This is a genomic window from Pseudanabaena sp. BC1403 (assembly GCF_002914585.1).
In the GTDB taxonomy this organism is placed as follows: domain Bacteria; phylum Cyanobacteriota; class Cyanobacteriia; order Pseudanabaenales; family Pseudanabaenaceae; genus Pseudanabaena.
The window spans coordinates 1-16,381 of record NZ_PDDM01000038.1 but is presented as its reverse complement, the minus strand read 5'-3'; the positions used below and the strand labels follow the sequence as shown (position 1 = coordinate 16,381).

The following is a 16,381-nucleotide window of genomic DNA, read 5'->3' as shown; positions in this document are numbered from 1 at the left end:
CGCGCTCCTCCTTACAGGTTGCTGATTTTCAGACATATTACTAGAGATTGCCTTGCACATAATCACATCGCCTCGACTGAGTACTATCAAACTTACCAATATCTAGCTATTTCGTCACCCGACCATATGCAGTTTTCAAGGAAAAAGGAAAAATTAGCATAGGGGCGAAGCATTACCGCCACCATTCATGCATATCACTGCAATCTCCAAATGGTAATGCTTCGCCCAAACCCCACAACGCAGCCACAATTTATCGGTGAGAGCGAAGAGTGTAAAGCATTTGCGTACAGAGATTTTTTGTGAAGAGTTTAAAAATTGTGTCGCAAATGCTTTACCCCTACAGATTATTGGTGTTGATGGCAATAGAAATTTTGACCATCCCATCAAAAATCATCGCAAAGCATTACCACCACCATTTACGCATACCATCGCGATCGCCAAACGATAATGCTGCACCCAAAACTAAAATCCATTCCCAATCAGGATAAAAGGAGCCCAGTAATAGGGATGATTGAGTTGGCTTTCGATTTCTGGTTTGATGCCTTGCCAAGTAATTCGCACACCAGCGCGTTTTTCGTCAGTACTTTTGCCATTGCTGCGGATTAGGTCAATCTGAGCTTGCTGTAGCGCCTCCGCCGAAGAACTGGTGAGTTTCATCCTTTCATAAAACTTGCCCATCAAAGCTTGTGTACCACCATCGCTGATTTCCCAAAGGGTGGCAATTGAAGCTCTCGCTTGAGCCTGTTGTAACTGATAGCCAAAGCCGATGATTTCAATACCGCTACTTAATTTGCCGCCTAAAGCAGTCTGACAGGCGCTAAATACTGCTAGTCCGACGTTGGGTAATTTCCAATCCTTAACCTGTCGCAGAGTCACATATTCATTGTTATTCAGCAAGACAAAAGAGTCTTCGGGCGAACCTGCGACGAGGTGGGCATGGGTGGCAAAGTGGATGATGTTGTATTGGTTGAGATTGTCGGATGCGATCGCCTTTCGATTGAAATCTTTGTCAACTAGTTTGGTGGTATTAGGAAAGTTGGTAACCAGATTCTCGACTTCAGGTAGAGCGGCGGGAAGAGAACTAAAGGAAATATTTTTATCGCCAATTTTCACAATGCCACTGCGATCGGTGAAGGCTCCTGCGAGGATGCGCGGGGCTTGTTGGATTTGTGGGTCGATGTTGGTGAGGCTGAGGGCGGTGATGTAGTTGATGCGATATTTTTCCACCAGCCATTGTTTGCCATCGTAGAGGGCAGCAAGGGGAACATGACGCATTACGCCGTCTGGGGCATAGATGATCGTTTGGATGTTGGCTTGTTTGAGGTCATTAGCGATCGGTTCGATCATCCAGTTATAGAGTTTATTAGCTGGATCTAGGACTGCTAAGGAGTTTGGCTTTTGGATGTCTTCGCGAAATTGTTCGGCTACTTTGATTAGTTCTGCTTGGGTGACTTTGACAGTGCGGCTAATCGGTGGTGCGTTGGGGACAAAGAGAACGAGTTCGAGGCGGTCTTCGAGAATGAGGGGATAGAGGAGTGCGGAGTTGGAGCCTAGTTTTTGGAGTCTGGTTTGCAGGTCTTTGTAGGCGGCGAGTTTGATGTTTTGGGCTGGGGCGGTTTGGCGGAGTTGTTGCAAGATTTGCGGGGTGTTGGCTGTGGTCAAGTCAATGTTCTGTTTGCTATAGCTCTGCCAAAATTCTTTTTCTTCGTTGAGTAGTTCAATGCCTTGGGCAGTTTTTTCGTTGCCTTTGACATCTTTGAAAAAGTCTTGGAGTTCTTGGACTTTGAGGAGGTCAAGGACTTGTAATGCTTCCATGATTCGTCCTTGTTTGAGGAGGAGATCGGCAAGGCGGCGATAGGAACCTTCAACAGTGTTTAAATAGGATTTCTGGATATCTTGATCGAGTTTGCGAATATCTTTGCGGATTGCTTCGCGGACGTTGATCGATTGTTTGTAAAAGAGAATGGCAAGTTCAGGTTGTTTTCTTTTTACAAATAATCCACCTAGATTACTAAGAGATAGACCTTCCCCGTCACGATTGCCGACTTGCTTTGAAATTACCAGAGATTCCTGAAAGAAATCAATTGCCTTCTGATACTGTCCAAGGTAGTTGTATGCAAGTCCTAAATTATTAACTGTCGTTCCCTCACCACTACGATAGCCAATTTCCTTTTGTACTGCCAAAGATTGCAGATAAAAATCAATTGCCTTCTCATATTGTCCGATATCATTGTATACAAGTCCCAAATTATTAAGTGAAGTTCCCTCACCGCTACGATAGCCAATTTCCTTTTGGATCGCCAAAGATTGCAGATAAAAATCAATTGCTTTCTGATACTGTCCAAGATATCTATAGGCAAGTCCTAAATTGTTGAGTGACCTTGCTTCACCATTTCGATCACCAATTTGTTTTGTGATTGCCAAAGATTGTAGATAAAAATCAATTGCCTTCTGATACTGTCCAAGGTAATTGTATGTACCACCCAAATTACCGAGAGATGTTGCCTCACCATTGCGATATCTGATTTGTTTTGTGATTACCAAAGATTGCAGATAAAAATCAATTGCCTTCTCATATTTTCCGATATCATTGTATACAAGTCCCAAATTATTAAGTGAAGTTGCCTCACCATTACGATCACCAATTTCTTTGTTGATTGCTAAGGATTGCAGATAAAAATCAATCGACTTCTGATATTGTCCAAGATATTTATATGCAGTACCCAAATTACCGAGAGATGTTGCCTGCCCGTTACGATCGCCTATTTTCTTTCGGATCTCTAAGGATTGCTGATAGAAACCAATTGCTTTCTGGTACTGTCCAAGATAGTTGTATACAGTACCTAAACTATTGATCGAAGTTGCCTCCCCCCTTCGATTGCCGACTTTCTTAAAAATCTCCAAGGATTGCTGATAGAAATCAATCGCATTCTGATACTGTCCAAGAGATCTATATGCAGCAGCCAAATTATTTAGTGAAGTTGCCTCACCATTAGGATCGCCGATTTTCTTAAAAATCTCTAAGGATTGCTGATAGAAATCAATCGCCTTTTGATACTGTCCGAGATGGTTATATGCAGCACCTAAATTATTAAATGACGTTGCCTCGCCATTGCGATCGCCGATTTGCTTTTTGATTGCTAAGGATTGCTGATAGAAATCAATCGCCTTTTGATACTGTCCAATATTATTGTATGCAAGTCCCAAATTATTGAGAGACGTTGTCTCTCCATTATGATTGCCTGTTTTCTTGAAGATCGCTAAGGATTGCTGATAGAAATCAATCGCCTTTTGATACTGTCCAATATTATTGTATGCAAGTCCCAAATTATTGAGTAACGTTGCCTCACCATAGAGATCGCCAATTTCTCGATAAATTTGTAGGGATTGTTCCCATGATTGAAATGCTTCACGATACTGCCTCTTAGAATACTGCTGATTTCCCAACCGTCTCAGACGATCTATCTCGGCTTTGCGCGCCGTCGTTGCCTGTGCCACCAACCCCAAATGCGATCTTAACTCCTGCACCTCAGCCCCAAAAACAACCTCTGGCAAAGTCACAACAGACACCAACAAAGGACAAACAACCAGAGAAATAGCCGACAATGACTGTCCGTAGCGTGAGCGTAGATTCATAGCAATAACTCCGATTTGCGTGCTTACGATTCTACATACATATCAAGCGATCGAGCATATGCAGTTTTCAAGGAAAAGGGAAAAAGGAAAAAGGAAAAAATTACCGTAGGGACGCAGCATTACCGCCACCATTTACGCAAATCACCGCGATTAACGATCTGTAATGCGATAAACAATAAGCCATCATAAGGTTTGAAATAGCTGAAAGAAGATGGTGTCAGTACGCATCAGTCTATATTACCGAACCGCGATCGCATTCTGCAAAGTTCAAGCGATCGCAAAAAAAACATGTAGTTTTTGCGTGATTATGGCTTATAACCCATTACCGATCGCAAAAAATGCTGACCAGTAGTAGGGATGGGATAATGTCGAGGAACTTGGCACAGTTCCCACAACTCTAACGCCAGCTCGATCGCTATTATTTGTTGCCATCTTGTCGCTATTAATCATCGCAATCTGCGCTCTGCGTAATGCTTCGACAATGGAGACATCGCCTTTTTTTAGTTCACCATAAAAAGCTTCCATTAAAGCTTGAGTACCCGCATCATCGACTTTCCAGAGTGAGGCGATCGCAACTCTGGCTCCTGCGGCTTGCATTTGATAGCCTAAACCGAGGATCTCAACTCCTGAACCTAACTTGGCTCCAAGTCCTGACTGACAGGCACTTAACACCACTAAATCCACATTGGTTAAAGCCCATGAGCGAATATCTTTAATTGTCGCTTTTTCGCCATCGCCAAAGATAATGAAAGAATCTTTGGGATCACCAGTGGAGAGTTGTCCATGAGTCGCTAAGTGGAGAATGGTGTAGGAATTGGAGTTGGTGGTGGTTAATTCTTTGGTGAAAGCGGTTTCGACAAGGGTGGTGGTATTGGGAAAGCGATCGGCGATTTTTTTGACTTCGGTGAGGGTGGCGGGTAGTCCTGAGAAGCCTTGTTTATTGACGTTACCAAAGGCTCCAGCAAAGATCTTGGGTGTGGCGATCGGTGGTTTATTAAAATCCATCAAAGATGCGGCAGTGATGTTGTTGACGCGATATTTTTCGATGAGCCATTGTTTGCCATCGTGGAGAGCCGCGAGGGGAATATAGCGCAATTGTCCATCGGGAGCATAGATGATTGTGTCGATTTTTAGTTCGGCTAGTTCTGTTTCAAAGGGTTTGATCAGCCATGTATACATTTGCTGTGCAGGTTTTTTGACATCTTCGGAGCCTGAGTCTCTGAGTCCTGCTAGAAAATCTGCAATTTCTTGATTCAGCTTTTCGCGTTTGATGTTGATGGTGCGGCGGATCGGTGTGGTTTTGGCGGTAAGCAGAATTAGTTCGAGACGGTCTTCGAGGATGAGGGGATAGAGGAGGACAGCGTTGGGATATTGTTTAAGAATGCTGCTGCGGATCTTTTGAAAGTTGTTGGTAATATCGACGTTTTGTTGTCTTTCCTTGAGGCGCAGTTCATCGACTAGGGTTTGAACGGGATCGCTATCGAGAAAGGCGATGAATTGATTTTGTTGTTCTTGTTCAGATTTGACAAGTTGATTCAGTCTTACTTGTTCGGCGGCGGTGATGTTATTGACGAGTTTACGCTTTTGCAGTCCGTCGAGTTCTAGGGCAAGGGCGATGAAGGTTTTTTCTGGAGTTCGCAGTTCTGTTCCTTGCTCGGTTTGGCTGCTGCGGGTGGGGATGCGGAGGTATTCGTTGAGTTCTTCGACTTTGAGCAGGTCGAGGACTTGTTGGGCTTCGAGGATGCGGTCTTGTTTGAGAAGTAAGTCGGCAAGATTGCGATAGGTGTCTTCGACTGTGGCTAAATAGGATTTTTGGATGTCTTTATCGAGTTTGTTGATGTCTTTGCGGATCGCTTCGCGGACGTTGATCGATTGTTTGTAAAAGAGAATTGCTAATTCGGGACGCTTTGCTTTGGATAATACATTTCCTAGATTTGAGAGAGCTAAACCTTCGTCACTTCTATTGCCGATCTCTCTAGCAATGGTCAATGATTGCTGATAAGAAATCATTGCTTCTTGATCGCGATTTAGTTTTTCGTAGGCAACTGCTAAATTATTCAGAGCCTTTCCCTCACCGAGACGGTCTTTGATTTCCCGCGTGATCGCTAAGCTTTGCAGAAAGAACTCGATCGCTTTGTCATATTTTCCGAGGTTTCGGTGAGCGGTTCCCAGATTTCCCAGCGCTGCTCCCTCACCGAGACGGTCTTTGATTTCCCGCGAAATCGCTAAGCTTTGCAGATGGAACTCGATCGCTTTGTCATATTTTCCGAGGTTTCGGTAAGTGGTTCCCAGATTTCCCAGCGTTTGTCCCTCACCGAGACGGTTTTTAATTTCCCGCGCGATCGCTAAGCTTTGCAGATGGAACTCGATCGCTTTGTCATATTTTCCGAGGGAATAATAAGCGTTTCCCAGACCTCCCAGTGAGTTTCCCTCACCGTTACGGTCTTTGAGTTCCCGCTTGATCGCTAAGCTTTGCAGTTGGGACTCGATCGCTTTGTCATATTTGCCGAGAGAATCGTAAGCGATTCCCAGATTCCCCAGTGAGTGTCCCTCACCGAGACGGTCTTTGAGTTCCCGCGTGATCGCTAAGCTTTGCAGTTGGAACTCAATCGCTTTGTCATATTTGCCGAGGAAATAGTAAGCGATTCCCAGATTTCCCAGCGCTGCTCCCTCACCGAGACGGTCTTTGAGTTCCTGCGTGATCGCTAAGCTTTGCAATTGGTACTCGATCGCTTTGTCATATTTGCCGAGGTTATTGTAAACGTTTCCTATTCCTCCTAATGCCCACAGTTCTCCTTGCCTAAATTTAATTTCGCGATAGATAATCAGAGCTTGTTGATATGACTGCAATGCTGACTCAAACTGACCGATTCTTCTTTGCTGAGTCCCTTGATTAATCAGCCGATCTGCCTCTGCTTCGCGGTCTTGAGTCCTTTGTGCCTGTGCCGTCATCAAATCCAAATCAGGCGGCGACACCATGCCCAAAATCCCAGTCAGAGCCACAAACGCCAATGCATAAAAACGAGAAGCCCTAACATCACCTTTGCGAGATTTCAGATTCATAGCCATATCTCCGATCTGCATGATTACGATCTTACATACATTTCACCCCACCAAGCATATGCAGTTTTCAAGGAAAAAGGAAAAATGACCGTTATTCGCCCCCTAGCCCCCAATTCTGGGGGAACAAGAAAATAAAAGTCTTTCAAAGCCCCCCAGAATTGGGGGATTTAGGGGACTTAGATAACTTCACCTCATCCAAAAACTCACGCATCATTTGATTGACCAACTGCGGTTGTTCCTGCTGCACCCAATGACTGCAATTAGGAATATAGCGAATCCGCAAATCCAACACATACTCCTCCGTCCCATAAGTAAGCTCCTTACCCAAAGCCCGATCCTCCTCACCCCAAATCATCAAAGTCGGCATCTTCAGCATACCCCACACCTTCTTCTGAGATAGATTATTAGGTAGATTGCGATAGTAATTAATCGCACTAGTCAAAGCACCACGCTTAGCAAAAGCATTCTTATACTGCTCAATATCCGCATCCGTAAAAGCACTCTGATTGATCGCCATCCCACGAAAAGCCTCCCCAATCAGCCGATAATCATCCAACTGAATCAAGAACTCAGGCAAAAACGGAATTTGGAAGAACGCAATATACCAACTCTTGAGCATCTGCTGCGGAGTCTTTAGCCCAGCCGCAAACTTAGCAGGATGCGGCAAATTCATCACAATCAAACGACTCACCAACTCAGGATAGGCATAAGCAAAAGACCATGCGATCGCCCCTCCCCAATCATGACCAACAAGAACACAACTTTCATAGCCCAAACCTTCAATTACACATTTGACATCTTCCACAAACTCGGACATCACATAAGCAGATTGAGCCTGTGGTTTATCGCTATCGTTATAACCCCGCAGATCAACAGCCACAACCTTATAATCCTTCGCAAACTCAGGGATTTGATGCCGCCATGAGTACCAAAATTCTGGGAATCCATGCAAAAACAACATCAGTGCACCTTCGCCCTGTGTGACATAGTGCAATTTTATGCCATTCGTATCAATCGTATCGTGATACCAAGTTGGGTCGCTCATAAGTATGCAGTTATTCTTGTTGAAGCTAAGTTTAGCCCAGACTATTGATTTAAGCCAAGAACTCAAGTTCAGGCAAAAAGTTCAACCCCGCTGAAACAGGTTATTTAAAAGTATTCTGTAGTCCACTTCAGTGGACTTGAGCTTTTAGCCAAGAACTTGAGTTCTTGGTTTGGGTTACAGCGCAAAGTGCCAAAACCCAAAAGAGAATTGTAGCGCAAAGCGCCACAACTCTCTTTTGGGTTTTATGTCCTGACTTGATTAGCTATAGCCATATTCCTCAAGCTTGAATAATGAAATCTGAAGCAGCTAGTAATGGATTGCTAGTCAGAGTCGCAAACTGTGCGCCAGTTCCAAAACCTGCACTAGCTCCATTTTGATTGTAGAACAATGAACCAGTTCCTTGATTGTAGACAATCTTGGCAGCACTAGCCTGAGCAGCAGCATCACTGCTAACCACAGCAAACTCATTACCAATACTAAAACCAGTCGCAGCCAAACTTTGCAAAGCTGTGAACGTAGTTTTATCCAGAACGATCTTATCGCTTCCTTTTACAAAGTCGGTAATGCGATCGATGCCAACAGCGCCACTTCTGAATGCAGTATTCGTGTTGTAAAGGAATAAATCGTTATTACCTCCACCTGTCAAGACATCATTGCCAGCACCGCCAATGAGAATGTCATTACCACCACCACCAATCAAAGTGTCATTACCATCGCCGCCATTCAGAGTATTGTTGCGCGAATTACCAAGCAGAGTATTGTTAAGACTATTGCCAGTCCCATTAATTGCTCCTGAACCCGTCAGAGTTAAATTCTCTAGATTGAGTCCTAGAGTGTAGGTAATGGAAGCCTCAACAGTGTCAATTTCAGTGCTGAGTATGGGTTCAACAACACTATCTCCGATACTATCAACAATGTAGGTGTCGCTGCCTTTACCACCAAAGAGTTTGTCATTCCCAGCACCACCATCAAGGATGTCGTTCCCATCTCCTCCATCGATAACATCATTCCCAGCACCAGTACGAATCGTGTCGTTGCCAGCACCACCATTGATGATGTCATTACCACCATAAGTAGTAATCGTGTCATTCTTGCTAGTACCCGTAACCGTGAACTCCTCAACGCGATCAAAGAAGATACTATCCAATCTAGTACTACTCGTACTACTGACATTACGGAAAGCAGAGCCAAATTGAGTACCACCATTGAAAGTTAGCCCACTACCCGTATCAACAATGGAAAAATCGGCAATGAGGCGATCGATCCCATCACCACCATAAACACTATCGTCACCCAATCCTGCATTGATAATGTCATTACCAGCTCCAGTCCTGATGACATCATTAGCTCTCAGAACCGCACCATTGATGATTGCAGATTGGATAACCGTATCGTTACCACTACCAGTTTTGATATCAAACTGCTCAAAATTAGTTGCTGCAAATACACCAAGTGAACGCATATTTTGGAGGCTGGAAAAACTGAGATCATTCGTTTGTGAAGAAAGATCAACAGTCAGAAAATCAAATCCCGATCCACCATCCACAAAACCACGATTGGAGTTAACACCATAACTCCCAGCATTGATTGTCACCCTGTCATTACCAGCACCAGTCCGAATCGTATTATTTCCATAGGAAACAACGATGCTGTCATCTTTGCTAGTTCCTGAGATGTTGAAATTCTCAACATTGGTGAATGATGTGTAATCCAAAGATGTTGAATTTGTACCAAGAGTAGATCGACGGGCAACTCCAGTGCCGAAAGTAGTAGCGCCGAAAGTCATACCAGTACCAACATCACCAAGCCCGAAATTGAGGATGAGACGATCATCACCAGCTCCTCCATCAATAAAGAGCGCATCTGCACCTGGGTTCGCTAGTTGAATAGTATCGTTACCAGCGCCAAATGTTTTGTATATGGAAGCCATAATTTGTAGTGTTTTTAAATTACACCCTTACATACATATTTAGGCTCGCGAGCATATGCAGTTTTTATCCCGTTTTGCATTTTCACCACAATAATTCATTGGGCAAAAGCATTACAGCAGGATTCCAACAGCGATCACTATCATTGCCATAGTAAAAAATCAATATGAAGTATGCTAAATTCTAAAATAACCATAAAAAGGGTTTCTATGATTCGCTTTTATTTCCATACAACTCCTAACCCTATGAAGGTTGCACTGTTTCTAGAGGAGTCTGGGCTAGACTACGAGATTGTCTCAGTGGACATCTTTAAAGGAGAACAACATAGTTCAGCCTATCGCAGTATCAACCCCAACTGCAAAGTTCCTGCGATCGTAGATGGAGAAAATACAATCTTTGATTCCAATGCAATTCTGCTCTATTTAGGAGAGAAAACTGGGCAATTCATTAGTGAAGATCGAGGGCAGATGCTTTCATGGTTGATGTTCATCGCTTCAGGCTTAGGGCCATATTCTGGACAAGCCGTACATTTTCAAACTGCTGCTGAACCTATTCCCTATGCGATTAATCGCTATCGTCGCGAAGCTGAAAGACACTATGGCATTCTTAACGATCGCCTCAGCGATCGCCAATTTATTTTGGGAGATAGCTATACAATCGTAGATATAGCTGCTTGGGGATGGATAGATCGCTATCCTCGCGTATTAGGAGAAAATGCCCTAGATGAGTTTCCCCATTTAAAGCGCTGGTTTGAGACAGTCAATGCCCGTCCTGCTGTTGAGAGAGCCAGAGCGATCGGCAAAGACATTGAGTTCAAAGCTAACTTTGATGAAGAAACTATTCGTGCCATGTTTCCGCAAAATTTTCCTAAGATTTGATCGCCTTTAGATCGTTAGCCTATGTCCTCTCTCATCCAATCTCTAAATAATTTCGTCATAGTTGCGTCGCCAGAATGACATCAGTCTCATGCGATCGTGGACGAGGCAAGGTTGTTGTATGTGGCGATGACTAGGGCTACTGAGTTTTTAGAATTGTCGTGCGATCGCGATTCGACTTTTGTGAAGTGATTGGAGAAGATGCTTTAGGGTTGCGATCAGATTTTGTATCAGAATCACTACGTTTGCGAGAACGAATTAGATTACGGCGATCGCGATGACGAGCATAGGAGCGACGACTATAGCAAACATTAGGACTCCAACAGCGATTGCCATCATCTCCATGAAGTTCTTGAGCCTGAGCCGCCGAAAGCATCGCACACTTTTTACACTTTTCGGGAATACCTTTAGTCATCGGAATTCTTTTGGCAGCAATTACCCAAACAATTACGCGAACTGCGGATACAGCCAGACTTAGCAAATCTGTGACCATGTTTCTCCACCGTTGGTTTAGCCAACCAAAACAGAGGAATACCAGTTAACTTCCAAGTTAGACGACCAAAAGAATGTAAAACATCCCAAGCCTCCTCTTGCGAAGGCTCTGCGCGAAACTCGCTCAATTCAGAACAAAACGCATCCCAAAGCGATCGCACAGATTGTGGATGACATTGACTGTAAACCTGCATACCTTGCTTGTAAGCCTCAATTAGATTGCTAGGCATTGGTAAAACTTGGTAAACGATTGTGAATATGACCATAAACTTGCCGCTATTAATACCATAAACTTGCCGCCATAATAGCTAAAAGCATGATTATTACGTTTGTTTGTTATAAGAGTGAGTTCCATCGTTGACATGATAAACTTGCCGAAAATCGATTTTTGTAAGCATAAACTTGCCGAAAGTCGCGATATCTTTACTCTAGGCATTGCAGAGTCAAGCATAGGCTTTTCTACTGAAACTCCTATACCTGCAGGTCTTAAGCAGAACCAGTAGTTCTAGCATTCTATAGCAGGTGTTCCAATGTTAAGGAACCAGCAATTCAAAGAATGGTGCAATCAGTTGGGACTCTCACCCAAAACTTGCGAGATTGTTCAGCAGATTCGAGTCTCAGAACCAATCCGTCGAGTAGGGGGGGGAGGCAATAACGTGTGTGGTCGTTACCCCAGCCAGAAGATGGGTAGAACTATTCAGTTTGAATCTCACAAAGTTGAATTGCCAGCTATTGAGGAATATGAGTCAAGTATCGACGTGTTGGAATATTATGACCAACCCCTGAAACTCACTTTGTCGTATGAATCAAAAAGTGGTCGGCGGATTGTCTGTTCGCACGTGCCTGATTTCTTTGTCATGAGACAATCGTCATCTGGATTTGAAGAGTGGAAATCAGAAGCCCGACTCAAGGTATTGGCGCAAAGCCAACCCCATCGTTACTGCCAGAGTGCAAGTGGAGATTGGTACAGCCCCCCAGCAGACAAAAGTGTTGAGGCCTTAGGAGTTTACTATCGGTTACGAACTGACCGTGAGATCAATTGGACTCTTCATCGGAATCGCCAGTTTTTGAGAAGCTATTTGAACCAGGGCTATATTGTGGCTGAGGAAATCATTACAGCCCTTCAGGTAGCAGTCGCTAATACCCCAGGAATAACCCTTACCGAATTAATTCAAGTGGCTAGGGACGGCAGTGTGGATGATATCCACACGTTGATTGCAACCCGTCAACTGTATGTAGATCTGGAACATGAGCTACTAGCAGAACCAGACCATGTACATTTATTTCAAGACTCACATATTGCAGAAGCTTATGCTGTGGTCAAGCCATGCCATAGCACAACAACAACCCGCAATCTTCAGATTTTAAATATCGCGGTGGGCAAGGATTTGAGTTGGGATGGCAAGATCTTGACGATCTTACAAAGGGGGACAACTCAGATTGTACTACGAGGTGAGAGTGGGCTAATCCAGTTGAATTACGACGAATTCAGCCGTCTGGTGCACCAAGGAAGTATCACTGGTTTGACATCCCTTGAATCATCTACCAAGGACACAGTTTGCTGGGAACAGATCCGTCAAGCAAGTCCTAGGGATTTGGAGATTGCCAACAAGCATTACAGAATAATAGAGCCTTACTTACAGGGTCAATCTAGCAGTGGTAGTAGTGTTCCTGAACGCACCATTCGTTATTGGAAAGCAAAGTTTCGTACCGCTCAAGAAACCTATGGCTGGGGGTATATCGGATTGCTACCTCACCAATCAGCCAAAGGTAATCGCAAATCTCGCTTGCCGCCTGAGAGTTGGGAATTTATTGACCATATCATTGAGCGGTACTATGAGACGCTGAAGCAGCAGGGGAAACTAGCAGTCTACGGCATTCTTCTTAGAGAATGGGAGAAGACCGAATTGGCTCATCCATGCCCCTGTTACAGAACTTTCTGTCTTCGGATTCAACAACGGGCAGGATATGAGCAAACGCGACGACGACAAGGCAAACGTGCGGCTTATCCCCAGACAGAGGTTTACCATGAGCTAAAGTTGACAACACCTCGTCATGGCGATCGTCCATTTGAAATTTGCCACATTGACCATACTGAATTAGATATTGAGTTGGTCTGCATTCGGACTGGACGATCCCTTGGCAGACCTTGGGCAACAGTGCTGATGGATGCATTTTCTCGGAGGATTTTGGCAATTTACTTGAGCTTTGATAGCCCCTCCTATCGTTCCTGCATGATGGTATTGCGCCTTTGTGTTCAACGATTTGGGCAATTTCCCGAAACCCTTGTAGTTGATAACGGAGCTGAGTTTGGCAGCATTTACTTTGAAACCCTCCTAGCTGCGTTTGAATGCACCAAAAAGCAACGTCCTCCAGCCAGTCCACGATTTGGCTCATTAATTGAACGCTTGTTTGGGACGACTAACACTGAGTTTTTCTATAACCTTAGGGGAAATACGCAGGCGAGCAAACTTGTCCGACAGATAACTAAGTCGAACGATCCAAAGCGTCTGGCAGTCTGGACATTAGCGGAGCTATACGAACAGTTCTGCTGTTATGGCTACGAAGTTTACGACCAAAAGGAACATCCAGCGTTGGGACAGAGCCCACGAGAAGCATTTTTAGGTGGAATAGCTCAAAGTGGTAACCGCAGTCAACGACACATTGTCTATGATGAGAATTTTCGGATTTTTACGTTGCCTTCAACGCCCAAGGGGAAAGCCAAAGTGCAACTGGGTGAGGGGGTTACCATTAACTGTTTGCGCTACTGGTCAGTTGATGACTCATTCCGCCAACCCAGTGTTGAGGGAAGCCAAGTACCCGTGAGGTATGACCCATTTGATATGGGCATAGCTTATGCCTATGTAAATGGCCAATGGGTGAGGTGTATTTCTGAGCATTATGCTTCTTTGCAGGGACGTTCAGAGAAAGAAGTGCGCTACGCTAGCCTAGAACTTCGGCGGCAAAAGCAACAGTACGCCAAGCATGTCAGTTTGCGGACAAAAGAAATTGCAGTGTATCTAGAATCCACCGAGGCTCAGGAGACATTGCAACTGCAAAGATTACACGATCTGGCAGTCTCAGATATCTATAAAGCTCTACCTCATGATGATGGTTCAAGCCATCGAATTGCGCCACCACCAACTTGTACTCCCCTAGTCACTGCCCATCAACTAGAAAACATCGACTCACCAAAAGAATCTCATGCAATTCAGTCATATAAGGAGAAGGAGTTATGGTAAGCATTGATTCCCGTTCCTTCCCCTCAAAGCTTCTGGAGCAGAAAACTACTGAGCGATTGGCATACTTCCAGAGCATTACCGTTCCCCATCAAAAGCTGCGGATGGCTCTAGCAAACTTGCTGCTCAATATTGAAGCACCAGTTGATCTGTCTGTTTTCTTTGTTGTCGGTCCAGCGGGAGTCGGGAAAACGACTTTACGACGACGGACTGAAAAACTACTCTTGGAAAGTGCTCTTCCCACAATGCTCAACGTTCCTAATCAGCTTCAGGTTGCTGCCATTGAGGCGGTTCCAGCAGAGAAGGGAGTATTCAGCTACAAAGATTACTACCTGAGGGCTTTAGATGCCCTGAGCCCATTTCAATCTCAGACCGATTATATTGACGTTCAAGCTAAGAGTGCATCCTACTATTACCCAGGGTTTCAGGGGAAGCACCCAGAGACCCTTCGCCGAATTTTGGAGCAATCTATGAAGCGCCATCGGCTCAAAGCCTTCATGATAGACGAGGCTCAGCACCTGGTCATGGTTGCAGGAGGTAAACAGATGTTGCATCAAATGGACTGGCTCAAATCAATTGCCAACCTGACTGAAACCATTCACGTTTTGTTTGGAACCTACGATTTGTTGAATTGCTGCACATTAAGTGGGCAAGTGAGTCGGCGAAGCGCTGATATTCACCTAGCGCGTTACTTTTCTGAACAATCTGAAGATGTAGAGGAGTTCAGACGGGTGATTCAGACGTTTCAGGAACATTTACCGCTGTTAGAAGAACCGAACTTGATGCAGCACCAGGACTATTTGTTGGACTATTCCATCGGTTGCGTTGGCATTTTGAACGCTTGGTTAACCAAAGCGTTGCGGATGGCATTAGCAGAGGGAGCAAAAACAATACTCCTAAACCATTTACAGCAAAATGAATATTCTTTAGCGAGGCGAAAACAAATTCAGCAGGAAGCAGAATCTGGTGAGAAGCGCTGGCAGAAACAAACGTCTCCTGAGAGAGCTATCAAGAGTGAATTGGTCGATATTTCCAATCAGCATCGGTCTTCTGCGTCTCCTCGCCCAGGACAGCGACAAGCCAAGCGAGATCCAATAGGAGTAACCTCCCATGAAAGTTAACAGCTACTCTATCGATACCTTTTGGAATCTAGAAAAACCTCTGATACCGAGGCGAAGTCAGCTATTTCCTCTCCAACCAATTGGTATTAGCACGCTCCATGTAGAAAGTTTGACTGGATATATTGCACGTTTGGCTCAGTACCATGGTCTAACAACTAAGGAGTTACTGCTGTGCGAAGTGTTTCCTCTGATGTACTACAGGGGGTTCCAGATTAATAGTCAGACGATTGAGCGATTATTTGGTAGTTGTGGATCGTTAACTCAGGAGAACGAAATTCGGGGTGAATTAGCCCAGAGATTGGTGCAGGCTCTTAAAGACTTGACAGGACGACAGGATTTATGTCAGTTGAGTCTTTTGAGATGGGCTAGCGAAATATTTGCTTTTAGTCTGTTACAGCCCTACCAATCTTGGTGTCCAATCTGTTACCAAGATTGGCGCAATAACGATCTCATAATCTATACTCCCCTACTTTGGTTGCTGGTTGATAATGATGTTTGCCTGCGACATCCACACCAGAAGTTACTGGCGAAATGTCCTAATTGCCAACTGCGATTTCTAGCGTTGACTGAGCAATCGTGTCCGGGATACTGCTCAAACTGTCATCAATGGTTAGGTCATGCACAGTCAGAGATCATCTGTGAGAATGCCTGTAATGAATGGCAAGCAATTTTTGACGATAGCGTTGATCATGGATTGCATTGGCAATATTGGTGGCTTGACGATATTGAGCAACTTGTGGCTAACACCCCATCTTCATTTTTGCCACCAAAACATATTCCCAGTATAGATCCCAATCAATTTCCCCTAGTAGTCCACCAAGTCAACTTTGCTAGGTTCTATGGATGGGTATAAGTACTTCAATTTGAACCTTGCATCGGAACTTGCGAAGCGCCATATTAGACGACAATTAACTTGACCAGTCGCGACAACTAACTTGTCTGGTTGAGAGAAGAGAGAAAAAACGAAAGCACTAATTGTCAC

General features: G+C 44.4%; 11 protein-coding genes. 5 read left to right on the top strand and 6 right to left on the bottom strand.

All coding sequences use genetic code 11. From position 1 onward, the window contains the following. Positions 1 to 280 precede the first annotated feature (280 nt). Entirely contained in the window at positions 281 to 448 is a 168-nt protein-coding gene (locus tag CQ839_RS25315) for a hypothetical protein (RefSeq protein WP_181016300.1), read from the top strand. Between the two features lie 14 nt (positions 449 to 462). Here CQ839_RS25315 and CQ839_RS22655 read toward each other — a convergent pair whose 3' ends face one another. From CQ839_RS22655 to CQ839_RS22640, 4 genes are all read right to left on the bottom strand, one after another. Further along, on the bottom strand, positions 463 to 3,636 hold the full coding sequence (locus CQ839_RS22655; RefSeq protein WP_103670570.1) for a tetratricopeptide repeat protein: 3,174 nt from the start codon (positions 3,634 to 3,636) through the stop codon (positions 463 to 465). A gap of 312 nt (positions 3,637 to 3,948) precedes the next feature. After that, positions 3,949 to 6,699, bottom strand: a complete 2,751-nt coding sequence (locus CQ839_RS22650; RefSeq protein WP_181016299.1) for a tetratricopeptide repeat protein — start codon at positions 6,697 to 6,699, stop codon at positions 3,949 to 3,951. Between the two features lie 142 nt (positions 6,700 to 6,841). After that, complete coding sequence (locus CQ839_RS22645; RefSeq protein WP_103670568.1) at positions 6,842 to 7,744, bottom strand: alpha/beta fold hydrolase; 903 nt, start codon at positions 7,742 to 7,744, stop codon at positions 6,842 to 6,844. A 277-nt stretch (positions 7,745 to 8,021) separates the two neighbouring features. After that, positions 8,022 to 9,674, bottom strand: a complete 1,653-nt coding sequence (locus CQ839_RS22640) for a calcium-binding protein (protein WP_103670567.1) — start codon at positions 9,672 to 9,674, stop codon at positions 8,022 to 8,024. Between the two features lie 207 nt (positions 9,675 to 9,881). Here CQ839_RS22640 and CQ839_RS22635 point away from each other — a divergent pair, with 207 nt between their 5' ends. Then, the gene (locus tag CQ839_RS22635) at positions 9,882 to 10,550 is read left to right on the top strand and encodes a glutathione S-transferase family protein (protein ID WP_103670566.1); all 669 of its coding nucleotides are present in this window, start codon (positions 9,882 to 9,884) and stop codon (positions 10,548 to 10,550) included. A gap of 136 nt (positions 10,551 to 10,686) precedes the next feature. Here CQ839_RS22635 and CQ839_RS25825 read toward each other — a convergent pair whose 3' ends face one another. Both CQ839_RS25825 and CQ839_RS22625 read right to left on the bottom strand, forming a co-directional pair. Further along, the gene (locus tag CQ839_RS25825; protein WP_258040842.1) at positions 10,687 to 11,040 is read right to left on the bottom strand and encodes a hypothetical protein; all 354 of its coding nucleotides are present in this window, start codon (positions 11,038 to 11,040) and stop codon (positions 10,687 to 10,689) included. Further along, positions 10,955 to 11,305 (bottom strand): hypothetical protein, encoded by a 351-nt coding sequence (locus tag CQ839_RS22625; RefSeq protein WP_219817839.1) that lies wholly within the window; start codon positions 11,303 to 11,305, stop codon positions 10,955 to 10,957. Before CQ839_RS22625 ends, CQ839_RS25825 begins: the two co-directional genes overlap by 86 nt. 264 nt (positions 11,306 to 11,569) lie before the next feature. Between CQ839_RS22625 and CQ839_RS22620 the strand changes: the two genes are divergently transcribed. Genes CQ839_RS22620 through CQ839_RS22610 form a run of 3 tightly spaced genes read left to right on the top strand, consistent with a single transcriptional unit; the run spans position 11,570 to position 16,252 of the window. Continuing rightward, positions 11,570 to 14,281: a DDE-type integrase/transposase/recombinase gene (locus CQ839_RS22620; protein WP_219817838.1), complete on the top strand. Its 2,712-nt coding sequence runs from the start codon at positions 11,570 to 11,572 to the stop codon at positions 14,279 to 14,281. Continuing rightward, the gene (locus CQ839_RS22615; protein WP_103670565.1) at positions 14,275 to 15,399 is read left to right on the top strand and encodes an ATP-binding protein; all 1,125 of its coding nucleotides are present in this window, start codon (positions 14,275 to 14,277) and stop codon (positions 15,397 to 15,399) included. The genes CQ839_RS22620 and CQ839_RS22615 overlap by 7 nt, the downstream gene beginning before the upstream one ends. Next, positions 15,389 to 16,252 (top strand): TniQ family protein, encoded by an 864-nt coding sequence (locus tag CQ839_RS22610; protein WP_103670564.1) that lies wholly within the window; start codon positions 15,389 to 15,391, stop codon positions 16,250 to 16,252. The genes CQ839_RS22615 and CQ839_RS22610 overlap by 11 nt, the downstream gene beginning before the upstream one ends. Positions 16,253 to 16,381 lie beyond the last annotated feature (129 nt).